The 25,388-nt window shown below is 73.4% G+C and carries 31 protein-coding genes and 2 pseudogenes; 15 read left to right on the top strand and 18 right to left on the bottom strand.

The window, feature by feature from the left end; genetic code table 11:
• Positions 1 to 138: 138 nt before the first annotated feature.
• Positions 139 to 891, bottom strand: coding sequence for a 1-acyl-sn-glycerol-3-phosphate acyltransferase (locus ACIA6B_RS26695; protein ID WP_281937436.1), 753 nt, complete (start codon positions 889 to 891; stop codon positions 139 to 141).
• A gap of 99 nt (positions 892 to 990) precedes the next feature.
• On the opposite strand from ACIA6B_RS26695, the gene ACIA6B_RS26690 reads away from it, so the two are divergent.
• Both ACIA6B_RS26690 and ACIA6B_RS26685 read left to right on the top strand, forming a co-directional pair.
• Positions 991 to 1,650, top strand: coding sequence for an alpha/beta hydrolase (locus ACIA6B_RS26690; protein ID WP_396777391.1), 660 nt, complete (start codon positions 991 to 993; stop codon positions 1,648 to 1,650).
• Positions 1,651 to 1,660: 10 nt separating this feature from the next.
• Positions 1,661 to 2,053 carry a VOC family protein gene (locus tag ACIA6B_RS26685; protein WP_396777389.1) on the top strand — a complete coding sequence of 131 codons (393 nt, stop codon included), beginning with the start codon at positions 1,661 to 1,663 and terminating at the stop codon, positions 2,051 to 2,053.
• A 12-nt stretch (positions 2,054 to 2,065) separates the two neighbouring features.
• Here ACIA6B_RS26685 and ACIA6B_RS26680 read toward each other — a convergent pair whose 3' ends face one another.
• The 7 genes from ACIA6B_RS26680 to ACIA6B_RS26650 form a co-directional block, all read right to left on the bottom strand.
• Complete coding sequence (locus ACIA6B_RS26680; protein WP_396777387.1) at positions 2,066 to 4,126, bottom strand: glycogen debranching N-terminal domain-containing protein; 2,061 nt, start codon at positions 4,124 to 4,126, stop codon at positions 2,066 to 2,068.
• Positions 4,126 to 4,497, bottom strand: coding sequence for an SCP2 sterol-binding domain-containing protein (locus ACIA6B_RS26675; protein WP_396777386.1), 372 nt, complete (start codon positions 4,495 to 4,497; stop codon positions 4,126 to 4,128). Before ACIA6B_RS26675 ends, ACIA6B_RS26680 begins: the two co-directional genes overlap by 1 nt.
• Before the next feature lie 155 nt (positions 4,498 to 4,652).
• Complete coding sequence (locus ACIA6B_RS26670) at positions 4,653 to 5,069, bottom strand: CBS domain-containing protein (protein WP_107157087.1); 417 nt, start codon at positions 5,067 to 5,069, stop codon at positions 4,653 to 4,655.
• A gap of 66 nt (positions 5,070 to 5,135) precedes the next feature.
• On the bottom strand, positions 5,136 to 5,819 hold the full coding sequence (locus tag ACIA6B_RS26665) for a TMEM175 family protein (protein ID WP_396777383.1): 684 nt from the start codon (positions 5,817 to 5,819) through the stop codon (positions 5,136 to 5,138).
• A gap of 109 nt (positions 5,820 to 5,928) precedes the next feature.
• On the bottom strand, positions 5,929 to 6,951 hold the full coding sequence (locus tag ACIA6B_RS26660; RefSeq protein WP_396777381.1) for an aspartate-semialdehyde dehydrogenase: 1,023 nt from the start codon (positions 6,949 to 6,951) through the stop codon (positions 5,929 to 5,931).
• 96 nt (positions 6,952 to 7,047) lie between these two features.
• Positions 7,048 to 8,391 (bottom strand): M16 family metallopeptidase, encoded by a 1,344-nt coding sequence (locus ACIA6B_RS26655; protein ID WP_396777379.1) that lies wholly within the window; start codon positions 8,389 to 8,391, stop codon positions 7,048 to 7,050.
• Positions 8,388 to 9,680, bottom strand: coding sequence for a M16 family metallopeptidase (locus ACIA6B_RS26650; protein WP_396777377.1), 1,293 nt, complete (start codon positions 9,678 to 9,680; stop codon positions 8,388 to 8,390). The genes ACIA6B_RS26655 and ACIA6B_RS26650 overlap by 4 nt, the downstream gene beginning before the upstream one ends.
• A gap of 81 nt (positions 9,681 to 9,761) precedes the next feature.
• Between ACIA6B_RS26650 and ACIA6B_RS26645 the strand changes: the two genes are divergently transcribed.
• Positions 9,762 to 10,472: a phosphodiesterase gene (locus ACIA6B_RS26645; protein WP_396777376.1), complete on the top strand. Its 711-nt coding sequence runs from the start codon at positions 9,762 to 9,764 to the stop codon at positions 10,470 to 10,472.
• Here the strand turns inward: ACIA6B_RS26645 and ACIA6B_RS26640 are convergent.
• The gene (locus ACIA6B_RS26640; protein WP_396777374.1) at positions 10,447 to 10,662 is read right to left on the bottom strand and encodes a hypothetical protein; all 216 of its coding nucleotides are present in this window, start codon (positions 10,660 to 10,662) and stop codon (positions 10,447 to 10,449) included. The two genes, ACIA6B_RS26645 and ACIA6B_RS26640, sit on opposite strands and share 26 nt — an antisense overlap.
• A 252-nt stretch (positions 10,663 to 10,914) precedes the next feature.
• Between ACIA6B_RS26640 and ACIA6B_RS26635 the strand changes: the two genes are divergently transcribed.
• From ACIA6B_RS26635 to ACIA6B_RS26625, 3 genes are read left to right on the top strand one after another with little or no spacing between them, the layout of a single operon-like run.
• On the top strand, positions 10,915 to 12,012 hold the full coding sequence (locus tag ACIA6B_RS26635; RefSeq protein WP_396777516.1) for a 3-deoxy-7-phosphoheptulonate synthase: 1,098 nt from the start codon (positions 10,915 to 10,917) through the stop codon (positions 12,010 to 12,012).
• Positions 12,013 to 12,052: 40 nt separating this feature from the next.
• Positions 12,053 to 12,286 carry a hypothetical protein gene (locus ACIA6B_RS26630; RefSeq protein ID WP_374709203.1) on the top strand — a complete coding sequence of 78 codons (234 nt, stop codon included), beginning with the start codon at positions 12,053 to 12,055 and terminating at the stop codon, positions 12,284 to 12,286.
• Between the two features lie 25 nt (positions 12,287 to 12,311).
• Positions 12,312 to 12,515: a hypothetical protein gene (locus ACIA6B_RS26625; protein WP_107157081.1), complete on the top strand. Its 204-nt coding sequence runs from the start codon at positions 12,312 to 12,314 to the stop codon at positions 12,513 to 12,515.
• A 59-nt stretch (positions 12,516 to 12,574) separates the two neighbouring features.
• Here ACIA6B_RS26625 and ACIA6B_RS26620 read toward each other — a convergent pair whose 3' ends face one another.
• From ACIA6B_RS26620 to ACIA6B_RS26610, 3 genes are read right to left on the bottom strand one after another with little or no spacing between them, the layout of a single operon-like run.
• Entirely contained in the window at positions 12,575 to 13,114 is a 540-nt protein-coding gene (locus ACIA6B_RS26620) for a DUF1360 domain-containing protein (protein ID WP_396777372.1), read from the bottom strand.
• A gap of 32 nt (positions 13,115 to 13,146) precedes the next feature.
• The gene (locus ACIA6B_RS26615; protein ID WP_281937457.1) at positions 13,147 to 13,464 is read right to left on the bottom strand and encodes an SRPBCC family protein; all 318 of its coding nucleotides are present in this window, start codon (positions 13,462 to 13,464) and stop codon (positions 13,147 to 13,149) included.
• Positions 13,464 to 13,763 (bottom strand): DUF6158 family protein, encoded by a 300-nt coding sequence (locus tag ACIA6B_RS26610; protein ID WP_281937459.1) that lies wholly within the window; start codon positions 13,761 to 13,763, stop codon positions 13,464 to 13,466. The genes ACIA6B_RS26615 and ACIA6B_RS26610 overlap by 1 nt, the downstream gene beginning before the upstream one ends.
• Before the next feature lie 122 nt (positions 13,764 to 13,885).
• Here ACIA6B_RS26610 and ACIA6B_RS26605 point away from each other — a divergent pair, with 122 nt between their 5' ends.
• Together ACIA6B_RS26605 and ACIA6B_RS26600 are read left to right on the top strand one after the other, a co-directional pair.
• Complete coding sequence (locus tag ACIA6B_RS26605) at positions 13,886 to 14,305, top strand: hypothetical protein (protein WP_396777370.1); 420 nt, start codon at positions 13,886 to 13,888, stop codon at positions 14,303 to 14,305.
• 25 nt (positions 14,306 to 14,330) lie between these two features.
• Entirely contained in the window at positions 14,331 to 14,660 is a 330-nt protein-coding gene (locus ACIA6B_RS26600) for a DUF3817 domain-containing protein (protein ID WP_269690258.1), read from the top strand.
• A 7-nt stretch (positions 14,661 to 14,667) separates the two neighbouring features.
• Here ACIA6B_RS26600 and ACIA6B_RS26595 read toward each other — a convergent pair whose 3' ends face one another.
• Positions 14,668 to 15,177, bottom strand: coding sequence for a DUF6232 family protein (locus tag ACIA6B_RS26595; RefSeq protein ID WP_396777368.1), 510 nt, complete (start codon positions 15,175 to 15,177; stop codon positions 14,668 to 14,670).
• A 286-nt stretch (positions 15,178 to 15,463) separates the two neighbouring features.
• Between ACIA6B_RS26595 and ACIA6B_RS26590 the strand changes: the two genes are divergently transcribed.
• A complete protein-coding gene (locus ACIA6B_RS26590) occupies positions 15,464 to 16,429 on the top strand; it encodes an NlpC/P60 family protein (protein ID WP_396777366.1) in 966 nt (321 codons plus the stop codon).
• 69 nt (positions 16,430 to 16,498) lie between these two features.
• On the opposite strand, the gene ACIA6B_RS26585 is transcribed toward ACIA6B_RS26590, so the two are convergent.
• The 3 genes from ACIA6B_RS26585 to ACIA6B_RS26575 form a co-directional block, all read right to left on the bottom strand.
• Complete coding sequence (locus tag ACIA6B_RS26585) at positions 16,499 to 17,488, bottom strand: RNA polymerase sigma factor RpoD/SigA (protein WP_396777515.1); 990 nt, start codon at positions 17,486 to 17,488, stop codon at positions 16,499 to 16,501.
• Between the two features lie 454 nt (positions 17,489 to 17,942).
• On the bottom strand, positions 17,943 to 18,890 hold the full coding sequence (gene murQ, locus ACIA6B_RS26580; RefSeq protein WP_396777364.1) for an N-acetylmuramic acid 6-phosphate etherase: 948 nt from the start codon (positions 18,888 to 18,890) through the stop codon (positions 17,943 to 17,945).
• Positions 18,887 to 19,801, bottom strand: coding sequence for a MurR/RpiR family transcriptional regulator (locus tag ACIA6B_RS26575; RefSeq protein WP_107157071.1), 915 nt, complete (start codon positions 19,799 to 19,801; stop codon positions 18,887 to 18,889). Before ACIA6B_RS26575 ends, murQ begins: the two co-directional genes overlap by 4 nt.
• Positions 19,802 to 20,384: 583 nt before the next feature.
• On the opposite strand from ACIA6B_RS26575, the gene ACIA6B_RS26570 reads away from it, so the two are divergent.
• Positions 20,385 to 21,074, top strand: a complete 690-nt coding sequence (locus ACIA6B_RS26570) for an SDR family NAD(P)-dependent oxidoreductase (protein ID WP_396777361.1) — start codon at positions 20,385 to 20,387, stop codon at positions 21,072 to 21,074.
• On the opposite strand, the gene ACIA6B_RS26565 is transcribed toward ACIA6B_RS26570, so the two are convergent.
• Positions 21,059 to 21,787, bottom strand: a complete 729-nt coding sequence (locus ACIA6B_RS26565) for a dTMP kinase (protein WP_396777360.1) — start codon at positions 21,785 to 21,787, stop codon at positions 21,059 to 21,061. The genes ACIA6B_RS26570 and ACIA6B_RS26565 overlap by 16 nt on opposite strands.
• Positions 21,788 to 21,922: 135 nt before the next feature.
• Between ACIA6B_RS26565 and ACIA6B_RS26560 the strand changes: the two are divergent.
• The 5 genes and pseudogenes from ACIA6B_RS26560 to ACIA6B_RS26540 all read left to right on the top strand — a co-directional run.
• Positions 21,923 to 22,507: pseudogene (locus ACIA6B_RS26560) on the top strand (nucleotidyltransferase); the annotation flags it as partial.
• 56 nt (positions 22,508 to 22,563) lie between these two features.
• Positions 22,564 to 22,773, top strand: a complete 210-nt coding sequence (locus ACIA6B_RS26555; protein ID WP_396777513.1) for a hypothetical protein — start codon at positions 22,564 to 22,566, stop codon at positions 22,771 to 22,773.
• Positions 22,774 to 22,783: 10 nt separating this feature from the next.
• Positions 22,784 to 23,561 (top strand): annotated as a pseudogene (locus ACIA6B_RS26550) (metallophosphoesterase).
• Positions 23,552 to 23,698: a GPGG-motif small membrane protein gene (locus ACIA6B_RS26545; RefSeq protein ID WP_013288160.1), complete on the top strand. Its 147-nt coding sequence runs from the start codon at positions 23,552 to 23,554 to the stop codon at positions 23,696 to 23,698. Before ACIA6B_RS26550 ends, ACIA6B_RS26545 begins: the two are co-directional and overlap by 10 nt.
• A 145-nt stretch (positions 23,699 to 23,843) precedes the next feature.
• Positions 23,844 to 24,341 carry a TspO/MBR family protein gene (locus tag ACIA6B_RS26540; RefSeq protein ID WP_396777358.1) on the top strand — a complete coding sequence of 166 codons (498 nt, stop codon included), beginning with the start codon at positions 23,844 to 23,846 and terminating at the stop codon, positions 24,339 to 24,341.
• 42 nt (positions 24,342 to 24,383) lie between these two features.
• On the opposite strand, the gene ACIA6B_RS26535 is transcribed toward ACIA6B_RS26540, so the two are convergent.
• Positions 24,384 to 25,160: a peptidoglycan DD-metalloendopeptidase family protein gene (locus tag ACIA6B_RS26535; protein WP_357303347.1), complete on the bottom strand. Its 777-nt coding sequence runs from the start codon at positions 25,158 to 25,160 to the stop codon at positions 24,384 to 24,386.
• Between the last annotated feature and the right edge of the window lie 228 nt (positions 25,161 to 25,388).

Genomic DNA, 25,388 nt, shown 5'->3' with positions numbered 1-25,388 from the left:
GCGCGGCAAGAGGTGGTCCGACCCGCGCGGCAAGGGGTGGCGCCTCCCGCGCGGCAGGCCGGCCACCTACCCGCCACGCGGGCGACAGCGCGCGACGCCGGCGACAGCGCGCGACGCGGGCGACAGCGGGCGACGCGGTCAGGAAGCGCTGCGGGAGCGGCGGTCGGAGCGGTCCAGCTCGACGGCCTGCTCCGGGGTGGGCGCGCCGCCGCCCAGGTGGGCCGGCTGCCACCAGGCGTCGTCCGGGCCGGCCGGCTGGTCCGGGTAGTCCCGCTGGGCGCGGTCGACGAGCGCCGACAGCCGGGTGCGCAGGTCGGCGGTGAGGGCGGTGGCGTCGGGGTAGGCGGCCGGGTCCATCGGCTCGCCGACCAGGATGGTGATCGGGGTGTGCCGGCGGGTCAGGGTGCGCGGGCGCCCCTTGGTCCAGAGCCGCTGGGTGCCCCAGAGCGCCACCGGCAGCAGCGGCACGCCGGCCTCCTGCGCCATCCGGGCCGCACCATTTTTGAGGTCCTTGACGGTGAAGGACCGGCTGATCGTCGCCTCCGGGAAGACGCCGACCACCTCGCCCCGGCGCAGCGCGCCGACCGCGGCGGCGTACGACCCGGCGCCGGCGGCGCGGTTGACCGGGATGTGCTTCATCCCGCGCATCAGCGGGCCGGAGACCCGGTGCCGGAAGACGCTCTCCTTGGCCATGAAGCGGACCAGCCGGCGGGACTCGTGCGCGCCGTAGCCGCAGAAGATGAAGTCGAGGTAGCTCACGTGGTTGGACGCGAGCACCGCCCCGCCGGTACGCGGCACGTGGTGGCTGCCGATCACGTCCAGGCGCAGGTCGAGAGCGCGGAACATCGTCTTGGCGGCGGTGATCACGGGCGGGTACACGAGTTCCGGCATCCGGCAACTTTACCGCGCGTAGGTTACCCGACCGTAGCGCCACTCTGCCCTGAGCAGAGCCGGGTCGCGGAGCGGTCCGGCCGCGACCACGATGGGGAGATGACCGAACGTGGCGTGCTGCTCTGGATCCACGGCGGCGGCTGGCGGGCCCGTTCCGCGGAGGACGGCGCGGCGCTGGCGTCGCTCGGCCTCCGGGTGGTCGCCGCCGACTACCGGTTCTCGCACGAGGCCCGCTGGCCGGCCCAGCTCGACGACGTACGCGCCGCCGCGCGGGCGGCCCGGGCCGCCGCGGGCGGCCGGCCGCTGCTGGTCGGCGGGGACTCGGCCGGCGGGATGCTCGCCCTGCACCTGGCCCTGCGCGGGGTGGACCGGCCGGGCGACGTGACGGCCGCGCTGGCGTACTGGGCGCCTGTCGACCCGCTCGACGACGAGCAGCGGCGCCGCCGCGCCCCGGGCGACGACCCGTGGGCCGACCTGCTCGGGCATCCGCCGGCCGCCGGCGATCCGGCCACCGCCGACGCCACCGTCGCCAGTCATCTCGGCACCGGCGTGCCGGTGCTGCTGGTGCAGGGCCGGGACGACGTGCCGGTGCCGGCCGCGCAGGCGGTCGAGCTGGCCGGCCGGCTGCTCGCCGCCGGCCACCCGACGCACCTCTGGCTCACCCACGGCGGTCACGCGCTCGACCTGACCCGCCCCGACCTGCGCGCGGTCACCGCCGCGTTCCTGGACCACGTCCTGCCGGCGGCTCGGGCCGACTAGGTTCGGTGGTATGCCCGATCTCGCCGCGATCGTCATCCACTGCCGCGATCCGTACCTGCTCGCCCCGTTCTGGAGCGCGGTCAGCGGGCTGCCCGTGACGGAGGCGGACCGGGCGAAGCTCGCCGACCGGACGCTCGGGCCGGCCGAGGCGGTGCTGCTGCGCGACCCGCACGGGCGGCGGCCGGACCTGTGGATCAGCCCGGCCGGTGAGCTGCCCGCGCCCGGCCGGATCCACCTGGACCTGGTCGGCGACGCCGAGGAACGCGCCGCCGTGCTGGAGGCCGGCGCGACGGTGGTCCGCGAGCTGCCCCGGTGGACCGTGCTGGCCGACCCGGAGGGCAACGAGTTCTGCCTGCTGCCGCCGAACGAGGCGCACGCCGACGGGCCACCCCCCGGCCACTGAGCCGGCCCGGCGTCAACCAGCCAGGTTGTGCAGGTCCAGCCGGCCGCGGGCGAACGCGTCGACCCGGCCCCAACGACCCGGAATGTCCAGCACCTCGATCCGCCCCATGCCCACCGGCAGCCGCGGGTCCACCGCCAGGTGTCCCTCGTGCGGCTCCAACCCCAGCATGGTCCGGATCAGCAGCAGCGGCGCCCCGGTCGACCACGCCTGCGGGCTGCACGCGGTCGGGTACTCCACCGGGAACTTGGTCAGCTCCCGCTGGTAGCCGCCGAACGCCTCCGGCAGCCGACCGTCGAAGTAGGTGGCCGCGTCCAGGATGCCGTTGGCCACCGTGGCCGCCTCCTCGGCGAAGCCGTACCGGCGCAGGCCCCAGGCGACGAACGAGTTGTCGAACGGCCAGATCGTGCCGTTGTGGTAGCCGATCGGGTTGTAGCGGACCTCGCCCTCGGCCAGCGTCCGCACTCCCCAGCCGGACCAGAGCCGCGGCCCGACCAGATGCGCGGCGATCTGCGGCGCCCGCTCGTCGTCGACGATGCCGCTCCACAGCAGATGGCCGATGTTGGAGCTGAGCACGTCGCACTGCCGCCCCTCCGGGTCCAGCGCGAGCGCGTAGAAGCCGCCGTCGGCGACCCACCAGTCGCGGTTGAACCGCGCCTTCAGCTCCGCCGCCTCGCGTTCCAACTGATCGGCGTACGCGGGGTCGCCCCAGAACTCCCGGGCCAGGCGGGCGGCGCGCATCTTCGCGTCGTACGCGTACCCCTGCACCTCACAGCTCGCCCGCGGGAACGGCGGCAGCGTGCCGTCGGCGTACGAGACGGAGTCCCAGGAGTCCTTCCAGCACTGGTTCTCCAGGCCGGTGTCGGTGTTGCGCCGCTCGTACCAGATGTAGCCGTTGCCGACCAGGTCGGCGTAGTCGTCGATCCACTTCAGCGCGGCGCGGCACTCCCGTTCCAGCTCCCTGACCAGCGCCACGTCCCCGCTCCACCGCTCGTACTCGTCGAGCAGCACCACGAACAGCGGCGTCGAGTCCACCGAGCCGTAGTAGGGCGAGTGCGGCTGCTCCTCGAACGCGGCGGTCTCGCCGTACCGCATCTCGTGCAGGATCCGGCCCGGGTCCTCGTCCCGGAAGTCGTCGAACCGGGTGCCCTGGAGCGCGCCCAGGATGCGCAGCGTGGTCTTCGACATCTCGGGTGCGAACGGCAGCACCTGGAGGCAGGTGAGGATGCTGTCCCGGCCGAACATGGTCATGAACCAGGGCAGGCCGGCGGCGGGCAGCGTCTGCCCGCCCAGCGACAGCGGGGAGAAGCGCAGCGCGGCGAGGTCGACCAGGCTCCGCCGGTAGGTCGCGGCCACCCGGTCGTGCTCGCTGTTGACCTTGGGGGCCCGGTCGATCCACTCCTCCAGGTCGTGCTGGAGCGCGAGCCGCTCGGTGCCGTGCGCCCGCAGCCCGATCCGCAGGTCCCGGCCACCCGGGCCGATGGCGAACGTCTGCACGTCGATGAGGACGTCCCACTGCTCGTTGGGTTCCAGGTGGATGCTCCAGGAGACGCCCCGGTTGTCGTACCGGGCCGGCTGGTTCGCGGTGACGACCGTCTCCCGCTTGAAGTTCCCCCGACGGTAGCCCAGCCGCAGCCGGTCCGGCTCCGCCTCGGCGTACAGTTCGCCCTTCTTGTTGAGGATCTCGTCCTTGACCTGGAAGAGGTCGGCGAAGTCGGCGCCGGCGTCGATCCGGATCTCCAGGTCGACCGCGTTCTCGTCGTGGTTGAGCACGCTCACCGTCTCCCGGAAGCTGCCGCCGACGACCCGCTCGCGGATGACCGACAGCTTCGCGTCGACGTAGTGCGTGGCCTGGCCGGGCACCAGGAAGAACCGCGCCTCGTAGTACTGGAGGTCGTCGTAGGAGAGCGCGTTGAGCCGTTCGCCGTCGACCGTGAGCACCCACTTCGACAGGTACCGCGTGTCGAGGGAGAACAGCCCGGTCGGTTCCGTCGGCGTGGCCTCGATGTCCCCGGTGTCCTCGGAGACCACGAACGTGTTGCCGTCCAGGATCCGGACGGTGTTGTTCCCGGCCATCAGGCGGCCCTCCTGGCGAATGCGTGGCGCGGCCCGCGGGAGTCCGGCGGGCCCGGAAAGACGCGCTCGATCTGCAACACGAGCCGGAGGTCGCCGACGACAGTCATGTCGCCGCGCAGCAACGCCGCGACGGCGTTCTCCTCACCGTCGACGAGCGCCCCGAAGAGCCGGGGCTCGGTCCCGACCACGGTGTCCGCCTCGCCGTCCTCCTGCCGGACCCGCAGGTTGCCCCGGTCGACCTCCAACAGCCAGTGCGTGGTCCGCGCGCCTTCGTGCAGGTCGAACCGGAGCGTCCCGGACGTCTTGACCAGCAGCGGCTCGAACCCGCGCCGGTCCAGGTCCTCGAAGAATCTCGTGGTCGTGTCCACCATCGAAGGTGACTCCTCCCGCGCTCGGCGGTCTCCCGTCGACCGGACGGGTCCCCGCCGCGCCCCCGGGTCAACCTCGCCCGGATGGGGTGAGGCGACCGGACCGGACATGCGGAACGCCGCCCCCGAACCGGGGGCGGCGGCACCGCGTCGCCAGGTCAGTTGTTGGGGTCGTCGGCGCTGATGTCCGCGAGCACCGACTGGGGTTCCCGCTCCACCGCCAGGTCACCCATCGACACCAGGCCGACCAGCTTCCCGTCCTCGATGACCGGGAGCCGGCGGACCGCGTACGTGCGCATCAGGTCGGCGGCGGCCACCGCGTCGTCGTACTGGCTCACCGTCACCACGTCCTTGCTGGTGATCTCGTTGAGCCGGGTGGTGGCGGGGTTACGGTCCTCGGCCACGCCCCGGACCGTGATGTCCCGGTCCGTGACGATGCCGACCACGTTGTCGCCGTCGGTCACCACCACGTCGCCGATGGCGCTGTCGCGCATCTCCTGCGCCGCCGCGGTGAGCGTGTCGTTGCCGTCCATCGTCACCAACCGGGTCGTCATGAACTCTCCGACCGTTGTCATGGTGCTCCCCTCTCGGTGTCGGCACCGCGGTCTACCCGCCGCCGCAGGCGGGGTAACTCGGGCGGTTCACCCCCGGCGCCGGATCCGCCGGCGGATCTCGTAGGAGCCGTTGCTGGACAGCCCGTAGAAAAGCGGCAGCAGCAGGAACACCACGAGCGCCACCGGCACGCTCACCCACCACCCCACCAGGCCGGCGATCGCGTACGCGGCCACGCCGAACAGCGCGCGGAGCCGCTCGGCCGCGAAGAACCGGCGTGGCACACCGGCCTGGCGCAGCTCCGGGCGCCGGTGCAGGTAGTGGTACAGCCACATCCAGGTGGCCGAGAGGAGGACGCCGAGCAGCGCGTAGGCGCCGATCGCGATCCGCTCGTCGGACACGTCGCCCTTCTCCACCGCGCGGGAGACCAACGCGGTCACGAACGGCAGCAGGGTCACGCCGAACAGCACCCCGAGGTTGGCCCAGTCCAGCCCACGGTCGGCGCACCGGACCCGGAGGAACGTGCCCTTGTGGTTCAGCCAGTTGACCGCCACGTAGAGGAAGGACGTGCCGAAGGCGAGGTAGACCGGCCACTGTTCGAGCAGGGCGTGCGGCATCCCGCCCGGCGTCACCTCGGGCACGCTCAGGTCGAGCACCAGCAGCGTGATGACGATGGCGAAGACCGCGTCGCTGAAGCCGATCACCCGGGCCGTGTCCGAGCGCAGCCCGGCCTCGACCTCCTCGACGTCCCCGGTGTCGCGTCCGGCCGCCATCGGTGCCTCCGCCCGCGCCGGCGCGGGTCGCCGGCAACCGGCCCCGCATACCCGCTCCGGAGGCGTCCGTGCCGGCACGGACGCCTCCGGCGGTGCGGCGCCGGGCGGGTCAGCCCTCGGCGGCGACCAGCTCGGCGAGCTGTACGGCGTTGAGCGCCGCGCCCTTGCGCAGGTTGTCGTTGGAGCAGAACAGCGCCAGCCCGTGCTCGACCGTCTCGTCGGCCCGGATCCGCCCGACGAACGTCGGGTCCTGGCCGGCCGCCGCCAGCGGGGTGGGCACGTCGCGCAGCGCCACCCCGGGCGCGCCGTCGAGCAGCTCGCGGGCGCGGGCCGGGCCGATCGGCCGGGCGAACCGGGCGTTGATCTGCAACGAGTGACCGGTGAACACGGGCACCCGTACGCAGGTGCCGGAGACCTTCAGCCCGGGAATCTCCAGGATCTTGCGGCTCTCGTTGCGCAGCTTCTGCTCCTCGTCGGTCTCGTCGGAGCCGTCGTCGACGATCGAGCCGGCCAGCGGCAGCACGTTGAACGCGATCGGCGCGGCGAACGAGCGCGGCGCGGGGAACTCGACGGCGGCGCCGTCGAAGGCGAGCGCGCTCGCGCCCTCGGCCACCTTGCGCACCTGGTCGTCCAGCTCGGCCACACCGGCCAGGCCGGCGCCGGAGACCGCCTGGTAGGTGGCGACGACCAGGCTGACCAGCCCGGCCTCGGCGTGCAGCGGGCGCAGCACCGGCATGGCGGCCATCGTGGTGCAGTTCGGGTTGGCCACGATGCCCTTGGGCCGGTCGGCGAGGGCGTGCGGGTTGACCTCGGCGACCACCAGCGGCACCGCCGGATCCATCCGGTACGCCGACGAGTTGTCGATCACCACGGCGCCGGCCTCGGCGACCCGGGGCGCCAGCTCCTTCGCGGTGCTCTTGCCGGCCGAGAAGAGCACGATGTCCAGGCCGCGGTAGTCCGCGGTGGCCGCGTCCTCGACCGTGACCTCGCCGTCGCGCCACGGCAGCGCGCGCCCGGCCGACCGCGCCGAGGCGAACAACCGCACCTGCTCCGCCGGGAACTCGCGTTCCGCCAGCACCTGCCGCATCACGCCACCGACCTGGCCGGTGGCACCCACAATGCCGATCCTCATGCCCGCGAGGCTACCCAGCCGGGCCGGCCGGGCGGGAAGCGTTTCCCAGCGCGCGGGCCGGGGCGACGGGGATCACACCCCCGCCGCCCCCACCTGTCACGCGTGGTCGACCACCTCGCCGAGGTCGGCGGCCACCAACTCGTCCCGGATCACCGCCGCGTCGCCCTCGACCACCAGCGTCAGCGCCTCCGGGTGCAGGTGCGTCGCGGCAGCCGCGGAGACCTCCTCGACGGTGGCCGCGAGCAGCGCCTCGCGCAGCGTGGCGTGGTAGTCGTCCGGCAGGTCGTGCACCACGAGCGTGGTGAGCGCCGACGCGATCGCCCGCGGGCTCTGCAACTCGACCGAGAGCTGCCCGGCCCGCCAGGAGCGGGCCACCTCCAGCTCCTCCTCGGTCACCCCGGTCTCCCGGGTACGCGAGACCTCCCCCACGGACTCGACGAGCGCCGGCGCGGTCGCCGCGGTCTGCACGCCGGAGCTGACCGCGAACCGGCCGAACCGCCGCGACGAGGCGAAGTCGCCCCGGATCCCGTACGTGTAGCCGCGCACCTCGCGGATCAGGTGGTTGAGGCGGGAGGTGAACGCGCCGCCGAGCACGGTGCCGGCGAGCGTCATCGGCACGTGGTCGGGGTGGCCGCGGTGCGGGGACGGGTGGCCCAGCCGCAGCGTCGACTGCACCGAGCCGGGCCGGTCGACCAGGAGGATCCGCCGCCGGTCGGCGAGCGGCACGTCGATCGGGCCGCCCCGGTCGACCGGGCCGCCGCCGGTGCCGACGAACGCCGCCGCGCCGAGCGCGTCCAGGTCGATCCGTTCCAGGTCGCCGACGACGATCAGCGTGCCGGGGCGGATGAACCACTCCGAGTGGAAGACCGTGACGTCGTCGGCCTCCAGCGCGGCCACGCTGTCCGGGTCGCCGTAGAGCGGGCGGCCCCACCGGTGTGCCACGCCGAACAGGTCGGCGCGCAGCACCGCGTCGGCGCGCGGCCCCGGGTTGGCCCAGTCCATCCGCAGCGCGGTCGCCTCGTCGTCACGGACCCGCAGCACGTCGGCCGGATCGAGCCGCGGCGTGCGGACCGCCTCGGCCATCAGCTCCACCGCGGCGCTCAGCCGCTCCACCGGGACCTGCACGCTGACCTGGAACGAGTCCCAGTCGAGCCCGGTCACCAGCTCGGTGCCGAGCGCCTCGATGGCCAGCGCGTACGCGGTGGCGTCCCGGTGCGCGGTGCCCTCCTCCAGCGCCTTGGCCAGCACCGCGCCGAGGCCCTCCTTGCCGACCGGCTCCCGGCCGGCGCCGCCGTCGAGCAGCAGCAACGCGACGGCGAGGTTCTGCCCGGGCAGGTGCGCGGCGACCACCTGACCACCGGCCACCGTCCGCCGGACCACCTGGGGGAACCGGTAGGCGCGGGCGGCGCCCGGGCCGGGACGGGTGGCGATCAGCGTCATGAGGTCTCCTCGGGCAGGTAGGTCAGGATCGCCCGGTCGGCGGCGCCGAGCAGCTCGGCGGCCTGCTCGGCGATCTGCTCGGCGGTGACGGCGAGCCAGCCGGGCAGCCGGTCGGCGGCCCGGGCCGGGTCGCCGAACTGGGTGGCGTAGCGGCCGAGCGTGTCGGCGCGGCCGTCCACGGTGGACATCTGCCGCCACCACGAGGTGCTCAGCAGCGCCTTGGCCCGGTCCAGCTCGGCGGCGGTCACCGGCACGGTGGCCAGCTCGTCGACCACCTCGGCCAGCCCGTCGCGCAGCCGCTCGGCGGTCACGCCGGGGCGGGCGGTGGCGGTGGCGATCAGCGGGGCCGGCGCGTGCGCCAGGTCGACCCCGTACGCCCCGACCAGGTCCGGCTGGGCGATCCGTTCCCCGTCGGCGAGCCGCTGGTAGAGCCGGCTGCCCCGGCCGCTGCCCAGCACGGTGGCGAGGACCGTGGTCACGTCGTACCCGGTGGCGCCGAACGGGTGGGTGCGGTGCGCGAGGTAGACGCGGGGCGCGGGCACGTCGGCGGTGACCGTCTCCACCGCCGGGCGGCCGGTCGCCGGCACGGTGCGGCCGTCCGGGGCGGGCGGGATGTCCGGGCGCGGCGCGAGGCCGCCGAAGTACTTGTCGGCCAGCGCGAACACCTCCGCGGCGGGGGCGTCGCCGACCACGGTGAGCACCGCGTTGTTCGGCGCGTAGTAGGTGGTGTGGAACGCCTGGAAGGTGGCCAGGTCGGCGGCGTTCAGGTCGGCCATCGACCCGATCGTGGCGTGGTGGTAGGGGTGGCCGGGCGGGTAGAGCAGCGGCAGCAGCCGCAGCCAGGCGTCGCCGTAGGGGACGTTCTCGTAGCGCTGCCGGCGTTCGTTCTTCACCACGTCGCGCTGGTTGTCGAGCGTCTCCTGGGTGAGCGCCGGCACCAGGCCGCCCATCCGGTCGGCCTCCAGCCAGAGCGCCAGCTCCAGGTGTTCGGCCGGAACGGTCTCGAAGTAGTTGGTCCGGTCCGGGTTGGTGGTCGCGTTGAGTGAGCCGCCGGCGCCCTGGATCAACTTCATGTGCTCGGTCTTCGCCACGTTCACCGAGCCCTCGAACATCAGGTGCTCGAAGAGGTGGGCGAAGCCGGTCTGGCCCGCCGGTTCGTGGCGGGAGCCCACGTCGTACCAGAGGTTGACCGCCACGGCCGGGGCGGTGCGGTCCTCGCTCACCACCACACGCAGGCCGTTGTCCAGTCGGGTCGTCTCGATCGGCCAGGGGAAACCGCTGTCGGGCATGGCACGACGCTATCCGATCCGGTGGGCGGAAAGGGGACGCGCGGTCCGCGTCGTCGCCGCGCGACGGGGTATCAGCTCGGCATGACCCCCGCACCGTCCGCCGTCGAGCGGGCCGCCGCCGCGCTGGCCCGGCTCCGGCACGCCCGGCTGCTGCATCCCGCCGGCCGCGTGTTCGCCGCCGAGGCGATGATCTGGGGTACGCCGGGACCGCCGACCGGGGTGCCGCTGCTGGACCTGCCCGGCCGGTGGCCGGCCACGGTCCGGCTCTCCAAGGGCACGCCGACGCCGCCCGGCTGGCCGGACGTGCTGGGCGTGGCGGTCCGGCTGCACCGGGACCCGGAACCGCCGGTCGATCTGCTGGTCAGTTCCAGCGGCGCCGCGCCGGTGCTGCGCAACCTGCCGCTGCCCCGGCGGCGCCTCACCGGGACGTACACCTCGATCATGTCGTTCCGGGCCGGGGCCCGGCGGCTGTTCCTGGCCGTGCTGGCCGACCCGGACTCACCCGACCTGGGTCGCACGCTGGCCGAGGCCGACGCGGTGGTGGCCGGCGACGAGCCCCGGCTGGTGCTCGCGGTGGCTTCGGCGGTGGGTCCGTGGCGGCCGTTCGGCGAGGTGCGTCTGGGTGGCCGGCACGGCGGCCCGGAGGACGCCGTGCCGGCCTTCGACCCGATCGGCAACGTGCCGCCGGGGCTGCGGCTGGCCGGCCCGCTGGCCCGGTTGCGGGACGCCAGTTACCGGGGGTCCCGCCGCGGCCGGGGCGCGCCGCTCAGTCGGGAGGCTCGACGGCGGTGACGGTCTCGGCGGACGTGCGGTGCTCCAGCACCGTGTCCGGGGCGGCGTTCTGGTCCTCCTCCCGGAGATCCGACTCGGCGAGGATCGCGTCGGCCTGGGCCTGCGCGTCGTCGCTGCCCGCCGCCGCCTCCTCGGGCAGCAGGTGCGCGCGGGATTCGATCCGGTCCTGGTCGCTCTGATGGTGGCTCATGGGTTCTCCCATACCCCGCGTCCCGCGTGGCGGAACGGCACGGGCTTTCCCGGGCGCGTCGGGTACGCTGACTGACGTGACGCGGTCGTATCGATGGTTTAGGCAGCCGGCTGGAGGAGCCGGTGACTCGACCGTGAGCTGACGTCACTTCCTCTTCGAGCCGGCCGGGCAGGGATGATTCCCTGCCCTTTCGCATGCGAGCAGCCGGCTCGACACCCTGGGCGCCGGCCCCGGGGCGCGGTCGGCGGAAGGATTCCCACCGTGACCACGTCTCCGGACGCCCGCCGGGTCATCGACCAGCGGATCGACCGCGTCGTGCCGTTGACCACCCCGGCCCTGCTCCACCATCACCTGCCGCTCGACGCGCCGCTCGCCGAGGCCGTCATCGCCGGCCGGCGCGCGGTCGCCCGGGTGCTGGACCGCGCCGACGACCGGCTGCTCGTGGTGGTCGGCCCGTGCTCGGTGCACGACCCGGCCGCCGCGCTGGAGTACGCCGGACGGCTGCGTGAGGCGGCCGACCGGGTCGCCGACGACCTGCTCGTGGTGATGCGGGTCTACTTCGAGAAGCCGCGCTCGACCGTGGGCTGGAAGGGTCTGATCAACGACCCGGCGCTGGACGGTTCGGGCGACGTGAACACCGGTCTGCGGACCGCGCGGGCGCTCCTGCTCGACGTGCTGCGGCTGGGCCTGCCGGTGGGCTGCGAGTTCCTCGACCCGATCACCCCGCAGTACATCGCCGACACGGTGGCCTGGGGCGCGATCGGCGCCCGGACCGTGGAGAGCCAGGTGCACCGGCAGCTCGCCTCCGGCCTGTCCATGCCGATCGGCATGAAGAACCGCCCCGACGGCAGCATCGGCACGGCTGTCGACGCGATCCGGGCGGCCGGCGTGCCGCACGTCTTCCCCGGCATCGACGTCTCCGGCATCCCGGCGATCATGCACACCCGGGGCAACGCCGACGGGCACCTGGTGCTGCGCGGCGGCGGTGGCCGACCCAACTACGACGCGGAGTCGGTGGCCGGTGCGCTCGACCTGCTGCGCGCCGCCGGACTGCCCGAACGCGTGGTGATCGACGCCAGCCACGCCAACAGCGGCAAGGACCACCGCAACCAGCCGCTGGTCGCCGCGGACGTGGCCGGGCAGCTCGCCGCCGGGCAGCGCGGCATCGTGGGGATCATGTTGGAGAGCTTCCTGCGCGCCGGCCGGCAGGATCTGGACCCGACCCGGGAGCTGGAGTACGGCAGGTCGGTCACCGACGCCTGCATCGGCTGGGACACCACCGACGAGGTGCTCGACCACCTGGCCCAGGCGGTCCGCGCCCGCCGCGCCGCGCTGCCCACCCCCGCCTGAGCTCCGTTGGGCGGCGTTTGACCGGTTCGGGGCCGGGTAGGTGGTCGGCGTGACCGATGACGCGCCCGTGACCGAGCAGCCGGACACCAGGCCGCTCGACGACCTGCTCGACGACCTCTACCACGGCCAGGAGCGGATCAGTCAGACCGACATCTACCGCCGCGCGGTGGCCGCCGAGCTGCCGGCGGAGCTGCTCACCCGGATCGCCGCGCTCCCCCAGGGCGAGTACGCGGTGGACGAGGTGGCGGACCTGCTGGGCGGCACGGTCGCCTGAGCCCCCGCCGACGAGAGGACCCGAGATGACCGACCGCGAACCCGAGCACGAGCACCTGGCGGCGCTCGGCCAGCCTCCGGAGGGCGTGGACACGCTGCCGGAGCCGGACTTCGCCAACGAGCACGACCGCACCGCGGTGGACCGGGACATCGTCACCGGGGAGGACGAGCGGGAGCCGGAGACGTCGCGCGGCTGGGCCGGCGAGGACCACGGCACCACCCCGACCTGATCGAAGCGGTACGACGGACGGGGCCGGCGCGTACGCGCCGGCCCCGTCCGTCGTCGTGGTCACTCCCCGTGGTGTCCGCCCTCGGCGGCCCGCTGGGCCACCGCGTACCCCATCTGGAGGAAGTCGGACGCGGCGACCGCGGTCAGCGCGGTGGCCACCAGCCGGGTCAGCCGGGGGGCCAGCACCAGGCCGCCGGTGAGCCCGGTGGCCACCCACACCGCCAGGCAGAACGGGCAGCTCACCAACTCGCCGAGCGCGTGCCGGGTGGGGCTGCCCTCGTCCCGGACCTGCTCCATCACCTCGCCGCTGCCGATCGGGTGGTCGTAGCGGGTGAACGGCGCCCGCAGCGGACTGGTGATGGCGTCCTTGGACAGCAGCCGGCTCAGCTTGTGCGTGGCGATCGAGAGCAGCACCACGTCGCCGGGCGAGGGCCGCTCCGGCACCGGCCGGCCGGTGAGCCGGACCAGGCCGACCAGCGCGCCGGTCACGCCGGCGTAGGTGCCCATCGCCTTCAGGTAGCCCTCCAGCGGCCGGTGCTCGTGCGGCGCGTACGCCTGGCGCAGGCGCGCCACCTTCTGCTTCAGGCCACTCCCGGTCAACCCGGTCTCCCTCGTCGTCAGGCCGGCCGGGCTCAGCCGGCGGTCAGGTTGTCGCCGACCTCGCGGTCGAGGTTGGCGAGGATCTCGTCGGCCAGGCCGTGGTCCGGGCCGGCCAGGTCCAGCCGGACGCGGGCGCCGCCGGCGTCGGCCGGTTCCACGTCGATCTCCGCGGACCAGTCGGCGCTGCTCCACCGCGCCCGCATGTCGTCGGCGTCGAGCACCTCCACCCGGCAGGCGCCGGAGCCGCGCAGCTCCTCGGGCAGCCAGGCGGCGGACCGGTCCGGGTCGGTGGCGGTGTTGAACACCACCTCGGGCGGCGCGGACATGCCGCGCTCGGCGTGGCTGGCCATCAGGCGTCCCGCAGCCGGTGCGGGTCGATCTCCCGGCCGGGGTGCCGGGCCAGGTACTCGGTCTCCAGCTCGGCGGTGCGGCGCAGGTGGTTGGCGAGCGCGGAGTCGGTGGCGTGCCGCAGCGTGTCCAGCCGGGTCCGGTGCAGGCTCTGCACCTCCCGGATCAGGTCCTCGTCGCTCAGCTCGGCGGGATCCACGCCGGGCAGGTCGCCGTCGGTGGCCCCGGCGCGGGCGTGGTCACCGTCCCACTCGGTGACGCGCTGCTCCGGGCTGGTGTCCCGGCGTACCGATTCGGTCATCGTCGCCCCCTCGTCTCGTTCGGGCTGGCGCCTAGACGGATGCCCAACCGCTGTGCCACCAAACCCACGCCACCTACGACGCCGCGTCGGAGACGACCGCCGGCCCCGGTACCCTCGATGGCATGCAGCGGCTCCGGACACCGGCGTGGATCGCCCGCCACGTGGCCATGGTCGTGCTGGTGGTGGGTTTCCTCGGGCTGGGCTGGTGGCAGGTCACCCGCGCCGCCGGGGGCAACGCGCTGAGCTTCGGGTACGCGATCGAGTGGCCGGTCTTCGCCGGTTTCGTGGTCTTCGTCTGGTGGCGCGAGGTGCGGCAGGCGCTGCGGGCCGCGCCGGGTCCGTCGGCGGAGGACGCGCCGCCGGCGGGCGCCGGCGACGAGCCGGTCGCGCCGACCCCGGCGGTACGCCGGCCGGTGCGCGTCGCCCGGGTGCCGTCGACGCCGGCCGAGGGCGCGGACGACGGCGAGCTGGCCGCGTACAACCGCTACCTTTCCTGGTTGAACGCCAATCCGGGCGCCCGGCCCGGCGACTATCCCGGCTGAGGCCGGTGCGGAAGGACGGACGACGGTGGGCGGAGCCCTTACCCGGTACCGCGTGATCGCCTGGATCGTGGGCGTGGCGCTGGTGGTGCTGGTCCTGATCGGCATGCCGCTGAAGTACGGCTTCGACAACCCGAGCGTGGTGGCCGTGGTGGGGGTCGCGCACGGCTGGCTCTACATGCTCTATCTGGCGCTGACGTTCGACCTGTCCCGCCGGGCGGACTGGCCGCTGAAGCGGATGCTGCTGGTGATGCTGGCCGGCACCGTGCCGTTCGTCTCGTTCTACGCGGAGCGGCGGGTGAGCCACTGGGTGGCCGCCGAGCGCCGGCCGCGCACCCCGGAGCCGGTCGCCGGCTGACCGGGGCTCAGCGCGTCGGGCGCCACGGGCCGGCGCCCGGCGGGTCGGTCCGGCCGTCGCGGCGGGCCCGGTCCCGGGCCTGGCGCAGCGCGTCGGCGACCTGCCCGAACTGCCGTTCGTCGTCGCTGCTGAACAGCAGTTCCTCGGTGCCCCGGAGCCGGCCCCACAGTTCGTACGCGGGGGGCCGCCAGCGGTCGCCGACGAGCACGAGCAGCAACGGCAGCAGCCCGACCGCGCCGAGCGTGAGGTACGCCCCGGCGGTGAGCCGATGCAGGCCGCCGGTGAAGCCGAGCAGCAGCCCGGCCGACGCGACGAGCGCGGCGGTGGCGACGACCGCCCGGACGGCGAGCCGGTCGTGCGGGCCGCGGGCGGTCCGGAGCTGGGTGATCTCGGCGACCGACCAGCTGGTGCGGCCGACGGTGAAGCGTTCGGTGGTGACGACGATGCCGGGCCGGGCGTAGAGCAGGCCGGGCGCGGTGCCGCGGGGCGGGTGGGTGGCGGAGCGGTCGGTCTGCACGGTGGCCTCCCGAGGGGATGGATTCCGGGGTGGGAATCCCGGATCCGGCTCCCATTGTGTGGGGCATTCGCCACGCCGGAAAACGGTCACCGACCGTGAACGTCATCATTGTCACTTTCCGACACTTTGCCAACTTTCGCCCCTGCTTGAACTCCCGTTCACTCCGATCACGGGTTAGGTTGTCCAGGTCGGTCCGGTCGACCGCCATCCACCCGGATGGCGCCGGCCCGGCGTCGACGGGTCGTCCAGACGCGACCCGCCGACCGTGGAGAGGAGCTTTCCGCTCTTGTCGTCCTTACGGATGCTGCTCCGCTGCATGGCGGTGGCCGGCCTGTCGGCCGCGCTGCTCGCCCCGGCGTCGGTGGCTCGGGCCGAGCCCACCCCCGCCGAGCTGACGAAGCAGATCGAGAAGTCCTCGACTGAGCTGGAGCGAATCGTCGAGTCCTACAACAAGCTCAACGAGGACATCAAGGCCAACAAGGCCGAGGCCGCCACGTTGGCGGCGAAGATCGGCCCGTTGCAGGAACAGGCCGAGCGGAGCCGCGCCGACGTGGCAGTGCTGGCCGCCACGGCGTACAAGACCGGCGGCATGCGCACCGCGGCGGCGCTGCTGGAGCCGGGCGGCACCGCCGCGCTGCCGGAACGGTTGGGCACGCTCGACCAGCTCACCCGCCAGCGGCAGCGCACCATCACCGGCTTCACCGCCGACCAGCGCCGGCTGATCGACCAGAAGACCAAGCTGGACGTCACGCTGGCCCGGGAGGCGGCGCAGGCCAAGCAGCTCGCCGCCGGTAAGAAGCGGATCGAGGGGGACCTGTCCCGTCTCTACGAGATGCGCCGCCAGGCGTACGGGCGGGCCACCGAGGCGCCGGCCAAGGCGAGTTCGGCGGGTAAGCCGCCGGCCGTCTCCGGCAAGGCCGGGGTGGCGGTGCGGTACGCGTACGGCGCGGTCGGCAAGCCGTACGGGTGGGGTGCCGAGGGCCCCGGCAGCTACGACTGCTCGGGCCTGACGCTGGCCGCCTGGCGGGCCGCCGGGAAGTCGCTGCCGCACAACGCGGCGGCCCAGTGGAGCGCCACGACCAGGATCAGCCGCAGCGCGCTGCAACCGGGTGACCTGGTGTTCTACTCCGGGCTCGGGCACGTCGCCCTCTACGTCGGCGGCGGTCAGATCATCGACGCGCCCAGCGCAGGCCGCAACGTCAGCAAACGCGGCATGAACATCATGTCGATCGCCGGTTACGGCCGGGTCTGATTTACGGCAGCGAAACGGCCGGCGTCCCCCTGTCGGACGCCGGCCGTTTCGTCGTTCATTACTACCAGGTCAGGCCGCCTGTAGCCCCTCGGCGCGGGCCAGCTCGCGGAGCCGGCCGAGGGCCTGGATCTCAAGCTGGCGGATCCGCTCCCGGGAGAGCGAGAACCGGGAGGCGACCTCGGTCAGCGAGTGCTCCCGCCCGTCCTCCAGGCCGTAGCGGGCCCGCATGATGCCGGCCGACCGGTCGTCGAGGTGGTTGAGCAGCCCCTCGATCCGCTGCCGCTCCAGGCCGGTGAGCACGATCTCCTCCGGCGACGGGGCGTCGCTGTCGGCGACCAGGTCACCGAGGTTGGTGTCGCCGTCGTCGCCCACCGGGGTGTCCAGCGACACGGTGTCCTGCGACCAGCGGACCAGCTCGTTGACCCGCTCGACGGTGACGCCGAGCGACGCCGCGATCTGCTCCGGCTCCGGGTCGGCGCCCAGCTCGCGGGTGAGCTGCCGGGCCACGTTGCGCATCCGGTTGACGTCCTCCACCAGGTGCACGGGCAGCCGTACGGTCCGCTCCTGCTGGGCGATCGCCCGGCTGATGGCCTGCCGGATCCACCAGGTCGCGTAGGTGGAGAACTTGAAGCCCCGCTCGTAGTCGAACTTCTCGACCGCCCGGACCAGGCCGGTGTTGCCCTCCTGGATCAGGTCCAGCATGGGCATGCCGGAGCGCACGTAGCGGCGGGCGATGGAGACGACCAGCCGCAGGTTCGCACGGATGAACAGGTCCTTCGCCCGCTCACCGTCGGCGATCACGCGCTCCAGTTCCTCCCGGGTGGCCCCGTCGGGGATCCGGTCGGAGTCGAGCAGGTGCTCGGCGTAGAGGCCGGCCTCGATCGACTTGGACAGGTCCACCTCCCGGGCGGCGTCCAGCAGCGGCGTCCGGGAGATCTCGTGCAGGTAGACGCCGACCAGGTCCCGCTCCTCGGCGACCTCGTCGGTACGCATGCCGATGTTCTTGTCCACGATTGCCACGGTCCCCTCGCTCGCGCCGGTTGCCCGGTTCCTTGCCATCCCCACGTTCATCAGCCCTCCCCGTAACCTCCGCTGTGCCCGTAGGTGCTGACACCTACACAACAGATGTGACGTGTCGGGGATTCCTTGCCGTGAGTCGAAACTGTCACGAATGCCTGAGTGCTAGCTGAGAGCCCGGTCCATGTTTCCTGTCAGGACCCCTGCTCGGCGGCCTGCCGACCCCCCGCTGGACACCGGTCCGGAGCAGCGGAATCGCCGTCACCCATGGAATGGCACCATTGCGTTTTCCATGAACACAGCGAGCCGCGTCACCGCCGCTCTGGGATCCTGGTCACTGCGTGATACGCGCCCGTGGACCGCCGGGTTCAGCCACGGGAAGGATTACCCTCCGCCTCGTTGAACAATCCGCACGGGGAGAGCCGTCCCCTCCCGCCACGTGATACGCGTCGCACCCGCCGGGCGGATGCGCCCGGCGGGTGGGGATCGGGTGGGATCAGGAGGCGAGCAGGGCCAGGGCGCCGCGGACCTGGTCGGCGGCGCGGGCCAGGGCGGCCCGGGCGGCGGGCACCTCGGCGCCGGAGACCAGCGAGACGAGGGCGGTCTTGAGGTCGCCGTCGGCCTCCCGCAACGCGACGGCGCAGACCTCCTCGGCGCAGCCGGTGGCCTCCATCAGGATCGAGATCATCCGGCCGCGCAGCTTGGCGTTGGTGGCCACCATGTCGATCATCAGGTTCGAGTAGACCCGGCCGAGACGCACCATCACGGCCGTGGAGAACGTGTTGAGCACCAGCTTCTGCGCGGTGCCGGCCTTCATCCGGGTCGACCCGGTGACCACCTCGGGTCCGGTGTCCACCCCGATGAACACGTCCACCGACGTGGCGGCCTCGGCCTCCGGATTCGCGCAGAGCAGCACCGTCCCGGCACCCTGGGACCGGGACGCGGCGAGCGCCCCGAGGACGTACGGGGTGCGCCCGCTGGCCGCCAGGCCGACCACCAGGTCGCCGGCGCGGACACACTTGGCGGCCTCAGCGGCGCCGCCACGCTCGTCGTCCTCGGCGTCCTCGACGGCCCGCCACATGGCCTCCGGGCCGCCCGCCAGGTGGGCGCAGAACCAGTGCCGCGGCGAGTTGAAGGTGGGGGCCAGCTCGGCCGCGTCCAGCACGCCCAGGCGGCCGGAGGTGCCGGCGCCGAAGTAGTGCACCCGGCGTCCGCCGCGCAGCGCGGCCACGGCCAGGTCGACGGTCTCGGCGATCTCGTCCAGTACGGCGGCCACCGCGGCCGGCACCCGCCGGTCGGCTTCGTTGATCACGGCGAGCACGTCCCGGGTCGACATCAGGTCGAGGTCGACGCTGTGCGGGTTGCGCCGTTCGGTCGGCGCGCCGACCCGCACCACCGGGCGCACCGTGGTCACCTCGTCCCGCTCCACCCGACCCGCCGTCATGCCCGCCTCCGCCCGGGACCCACCCGACGCGACTGGACCGCCTCGGCGGTGGCCTCCAGGGCCTTCTTGGTGCGGGCCCGGCTCCGGGCGGCCACCCCGACGAAGAGGCAGTCGACCACGGTGAGCTGGGCCAGCCGGCTGGCCGTCGCGCCGGACCGGTAGGTCGTCTCCCGGGCGGCGGTGGTGAGCACGTGGTCCGCGACCTCGGTGATCGGCGAGCGGGGGAAGTTGGTGAGCGCCACCGTGGTGGCGCCGCGCGCCCGGGCCTGCTCCAGGACCTCGATCACGTCCGACGTGGTGCCGGTGTGGGAGATGCCGACCGCGACGTCGCCGCGGCCCAACAGCGCGGCGGAGGTGAGCGCGGTGTGCACGTCCGGGAAGTAGAACGCGATGCGGCCGATGCGGTGCAGCTTCTGCTGGAAGTCCGAGGCGACGAAGCCGCTGGCGCCCGCGCCGTAGACGTCGATCCGGCCGGCCGCGCCGATCGCCTCGACCACCCGCTCACAGACCGCCGGGTCGAGCTGCTCGGCGGTCTCCTCGACGGCCCGTGCGTCGTTGAACGCGATGGTGGCGATGATCTGGGCCAGGTCGGCGCCGGGCGGGATGTCGCCGCCGACGACCCGCGCGTCCGGCGGCTCGACCCGGCGGGCGGCCTCGGCGGCGAGCCGGATGCGCAACTGGGGGTAGCCGTTCATGCCGACCGAGCGGCAGAACCGGATCACGGTCGCCTCGGATGTTTCGGCGGCGGTGGCGAGGTCGGTGATCGTGCGCCGGGCCGCGTCCGCCGGATCGGCGACGACCAGCCGGGCCACCCGCTGCTCGGCCGGGGACAGCGAGGGCAGGAGGCCGCTGATGTGGACGATCAGTCCACCGGGCTCGTGACTCGCAGAAATCTTCGGACTCTTCGCCACGGATGAAACTTACTTTCACTGGGCGTAAGCGTCAACCATGACGCCGCGTATCGGGAAATTTACCGCCATCCGCGCCCGATCCCCGCGCCCAGGGTCCCATTACCGCAGCCCGGCCGCCTCCTCCGGTCCGGTCGACTCGCGCCCGCCGGAGGATCGTCCGATCGACCGCACGCCGACCCTTCGGCCCGGACGGCCGCCACCGGACCACCGGTCAGCCGGGCGAGCCGCCGCGCACGCGTCGGCGACGTCACGAACAGTGACGCGAGAGTTCGTTTCTCAGCGTGACTGCGGCCGAGGGGCGGCGAGACGCCCCTCGGCCCCCTTTGCTCTGCACCCATATGCGCAGCAGCTCCTCTACCTGGGCAGGGGTGAGCGGGACCGGCGCGAGCCGGCAGTTCGGGTGGTTGCTCTCGGCTTCCGCTGCGGGGATGGCTGCAGAGCAAAGGCGACGGCGGCCCATTCGGCCGCCGCGCCTCCGTCTCGCTCTCCGTGACCAACGAGTGCGGCCGGCAGCGGACGGCCGGCGAACCGGTCCGCCCGGTGGGTCGGCGCGACCGGCGTCCACGGCGGCTACCGTGTGGCCATGGCGGATCGCACGGTGCTGGTGACCGGAGGCACGGGTGGGCTCGGCGGCGCGGTCACCGCCGCGTTCCTGCGGGACGGCTGGCGGGTGGTCGTACCCGGTCGGGAGGGCGGCCCGACGACGACCGAGCCGTCCGGTCCGGTCCCGGTGGTGGCGGACCTGCTCACCCCCGAGGGGGCCGCGCAGGCGGTGGCGACAGCCACCGCCGAGCCCGCGGCGCCACTTCGCGCCGTGGTCAACCTCGTCGGCGGGTACGCCAGCGGCGGGCTCGTGCACGAGACGCCGGTCGAGGAGTTCGAGCGGATGCTGCGGATCAACCTGCGCCCCACCTACCTGGTCACCCAGGCGGCGCTGCCGCACCTGGTCGCGGCCGGCGGCGGCGCGGTGGTCTGCGTGTCGGCGCGGGCGGCGGTGGCCCCGTTTCCCGGCGCGGCCGGCTACGCCACCGCCAAGGCCGCCGTGCAGGCGTTCGCGAACGCGATCGCGGTGGAGTACCGACCGCGTGGGGTGCGCTGCAACACGGTGCTGCCCAGCGTCATCGACACCCCGGCCAACCGGGCCGCCCAGCCCGAGGCGGACCACCGGCGCTGGGTGCCGCCGGCCGAGATCGCGGCGGTGATCCGCTTCCTGGCCGGCCCGGAGTCCGCCCCGACGAGCGGCGCGAGCGTCCCGGTCTACGGGCGGGCCTGAACCGGCACCGGGCCGTCCCGGCCGCCGCCCGACGGGCGCGGGGTGCCGTCCGGCGACGGGCCGGCGAGCGTGGACGGGTCGTCCGGCAGCCACTCGCTCAGGTGCGCCCGGATCCGGCGGGACACCTCCTCCGGCGGGCCGCTGCCGTCGACCACCACGAAGCCGGCGTACTCCGGCAGCGCCCGGTAGGCCGCGTCGGCGGCGGTGAGCCACCGCATGCTCTCGTGGTCGGTGCCGCGCCGCTCGATCCGCCGGTACGCCTCGGCCGGGTCCACGGTCAGCAGGATGGTGACCCGGGGCGGCGGGAAGATCCGGTAGCCGGCCCGGGCCAGCCGCTCCCAGCGCTGACCACCGTGCGCCCGGATGCTGGCGTACTGGCAGACGGACCACCGGTCCATCACCGCCGTGCGGCCGGTCGCCAGGCAGCTCAGCAGCGCGAGCGCGATGGCCAGCCACCGCAGCACGGACTCGACCGCGAGCAGGCCGTCGCGCCCGACGAGACGTTGCGCGTCCGGGCGGCCGACCCGTTGGGCGAGCCGGCCGAGCCAGCGTCGACCGCCGGCGTTGCGGTGGTAGGTGGCCCGGTGGCCGGCCGCGTTCAGCGCCTCGGCGAGCAGGTGGGCCTGGGTGGTCTTGCCCGAGCCGTCGATACCGATCAGGGCGACGGTGCGCAGTCGGGCTCCGCCGCGCCGCGTCCGCAGTGAGCTGGGCACCTTCCCGAGGTTATCCGACGGGCGCTCGCAAGCGCCTTTTGTCGTGTTCCTCCCCAGGTGGATGCGGAAGGTGTGACCGGAGCGTCCGCCGGGTAGGCAACTCAATCTCACCGCCCACGACGACGACGGGAGAGCCAGATGGCCGAGCGCGGGGACGAGACCCTGGTGCACACGCTGAAGAAGGTCGCCGCCGTGCTCAAGCAGTCCGAGATCCCGTTCGCCCTGGGCGGCAGCTTCGCCGTGTATGCCCACGGCGGCCACTCCAGCGACCACGACGTCGACTTCCTGCTCCGCGAGGCCGACGTCGACCGGGCGCTGGAGGCGCTTGTCGAGGCCGGCTTCACGGCCGAGCGCCCACCGGAGGACTGGCTGGTCAAGGTCTACGACGAGGGCCGGATGGTGGACCTGATCCACCGGCCGATCGAGACCCCGGTGACCGAGGAGACGTTCGCCGACACCATCGTGCGGCCGGTCGACGCGATCCACATGCCGGTGCTCTCGGCCAGCCAGCTCATGGTGCACAAGCTGCTCAGCTTCTCCCAGCACTACTGCGACTTCGCCCGCGCCCTGCCGCTCGCCCGCTCGCTGCGGGAACAGATCGACTGGGACCGGGTACGCAAGGAAACGCAGCACTCGCCGTACGCGGAGGCGTTCCTGGTGCTGCTCGACCGGCTGGACGTGCTGCCCGACGGCGCGCCCGGCGGAAGGGAGACCCCGTGACCGGACAACCCGGCGACGTGCCGCCCGACGAGTACGTCGAGGCGGAGATCCAGAACATGCTGGCGGAGGACCCGTCCGTGGCCGAGCAGGGCATCACGGTGCTGCGCCGCGAGCGCGGGCTGGTGCTCTCCGGCGAGGTGGAGAGCCCGCACCGGCGCGAAGAGATCCTGCGGCGGGTGACCGAGCGCTTCCCGGACACGCCGGTGACCAGCGACATCGGTGTGATCCGTACGCAGGCGCCCACCCAGGTGGAGGAACTGCCGTGAGGGAGGTTCGATGGTGATCCGGATCGCCGCCGTCGGCGACGTGCACGTGGACGAGGACGTGGTGGGCCGGTTCCGTCCGGCGCTGGAGGAGCTGCCGGACTGCGCCGACGTGCTGCTGCTCGCCGGCGACCTGACCCGGCACGGCACGGAGGCCGAGGCGCGCTGCGTGGCGCGCGAGTTCGGCGATCTCGGCGTGCCGGTGATCACCGTGCTCGGCAACCACGACCACCAGTGCGACCAGGTGCCGCAGGTGGTCAAGGTGCTCCAGGACGCCGGGATCACCGTGCTGGAGGGCACCGGCACGGTGCTGGAGTGCCCCGGTGGGCGGCTCGGCGTGGCCGGGGTGAAGGGCTTCGGCGGCGGGTTCGCCGGGCGCTGCGCCAGCGACTTCGGCGAGCCGGAGATGAAATCGTTCGTGCGGACCACCCGGGAGAGCGCCGACGCGCTGGCGGCCGCGCTGCTCGCGCTGGAGTGCGATGCGCTTGTCGCGCTCACCCACTACGCCCCCGTGCCGGACACGCTCGCCGGTGAGCCGCTGGAGATCTACCCGTTCCTCGGCTGCTACCAGCTCGGGCAGGCGATCGACTCGGCGCCCACCGCGCTGGCCCTGCACGGGCACGCCCACCACGGCACCGAGCGCGGCACCACGCCGGGCGGGGTGCGGGTCCGTAACGTCGCGCACCCCGTGATCAAGCAGGCATACAGCGTCTTCCACCTCGGGGATCAGGTCGACTGAGAGGGAGGTTTCCGGGATCGGGCCGCCGGGTATCCAGCCGCCATGGAGCTGATTCTCTGGATTCTCGCAGTCGTACTCGTGGTCGCCGGAATTCTTGCCCTCTTCCGCCGACAGATCCTCTGGGGCATCGTCCTCATCGTGGTGGGCCTGCTGGTCGGCCCGGGTGGTGTCAGCATCTTCAACACGTAACCGCCGTCCGCAGCACCCGAGACCCGCCGGGGTCGTCGGGCCCGGCGCTCTGTCCTCCCAGACCGGAGCGTCCGGACCCGACGATCCCGGCGTTTTCCCGTCCGGGCCGGGTTTGCCGCCTCCGGCCAGCGGCAATATCTCGACCATGGAGATGTCGCAACGCGCCGGCCGGCGTACCGCCGGGGCCCGGAAGTGGTGGGCCCTGCTCGGCTTCGGCGCCGCCACGTTCGCCGCCGCCGCCCTCGGCGGGCTGGGCGTCCGGGGCACCTCCGCCGAGTACCAGAGCCTGGAGCAGCCCGCCTGGGCACCGCCGTCGTGGCTGTTCGGCCCGGTGTGGACGCTGCTGTACGCGCTGATCGCGATCGCCGGCTGGCTGGTCTGGCGCCGGGTCGGGTTCGGCCCCGCGCTCTGGGCCTGGTGCGTCCAACTGGTGCTCAACGCCGCCTGGACGCCACTCTTCTTCGGCACCGGCCGCTACGGGTTGGCGTTCGCCGAGATCGTGCTGATGTGGCTGGCGATCGGCGTGACCGTGGCGTTGTTCCGGCGGGTGTCCCGGCCGGCGACGCTGCTGATGCTGCCGTACTGGGCGTGGGTCACGTTCGCCGCCGCGCTCAACTTCGCCATCTGGCGGCTGAACGCCTGACCGGGGTGGGCGCGGGAGCCGAGGCCCCCGCGCCCACCGGGGTCAGCAGCGGGGCACGCCGGGGATGTACCCGTCGTAACCGGTGTAGACGTACGCGTCGGAGATGAACCGGCCGGAGCCGATCCGGTCCCAGATGGAGCTGGTGCCGTACGTGCCGGTGACGCTGGTGCCGCTGGTCTGGCAGTAGATCGTCACCTTGGCCCCGTCGGCCACCGTGCCCACCGCGCTGTAGCCGGTGCCCGGCCCGGAGCGGACCGTCAGCGCCGTGCCGGCGGTGTTCACCGTGCCGGCCCCGGTGTCCGCGCCGGCGCAGCCGTTGTCGCTGGTGTAGGTCTTCGTGCCCCAGTAGAGGGCCTGCGCGCCGTTGAAATTGATCTTCACGGCGCTGCCGTTCGAGCGCTGCTCGTAGTGCAGGTGCGGGCCGGTGGAGCCGCCGGTGGTGCCGACGTACCCGATCACCCGGCCGTAGCCGACGGTCTGCCCGACCGAGACGTTGAACGCGTTGAGGTGCGCGTAGTAGGTCGTCCAGCCGCCGCCGTGGTTGATCCGGACGTACTTGCCGTAGCTCGTGTCACCGAGGTTCGTCACCACGTCGACGGTGCCGGGCGCGCTGGCCACCACCGGGTCGCCGAGGTCGTCGGTGCGGTTGAAGTCGATCGCGTTGGCCGGGCTGTGATTGGTCCGCGTCTGGCCGGACCAGGACTGGTTGCACGGGAACGGAACCTTGAACGTCGGCGCGGCCATCGCCGGCGCCGCCGGGACCAGGGTCGCGGCCAGGACCGCCACACCCGCCGCCAGACTGAGCCACCGCTTGCGCATCCACTACCTCCTATGTTGAAAGTCTTCAATCTGATACGGACAGCGTGGCAGAAAGTTCCGTCCGTGGGAAGATTCGTGGGAGCGCGCCCAGTCCCGGTGTCCGGATTTCGGGATTGTTACCGGGCCGTGTCCGACCGGGGGTGGACCGGACGGGATGCAAGCGCTTACATGTGTGCACGACCATCGGACCGGCGCGCATTCGATTTCCCCCACGCGCCGGCAAGGAAG

Source organism: Micromonospora sp. NPDC051141 (assembly GCF_044455765.1).
In the GTDB taxonomy this organism is placed as follows: domain Bacteria; phylum Actinomycetota; class Actinomycetes; order Mycobacteriales; family Micromonosporaceae; genus Micromonospora.
Note: the sequence above shows the minus strand (reverse complement) of the source record. Positions and strands in the feature narration are given on the sequence as shown.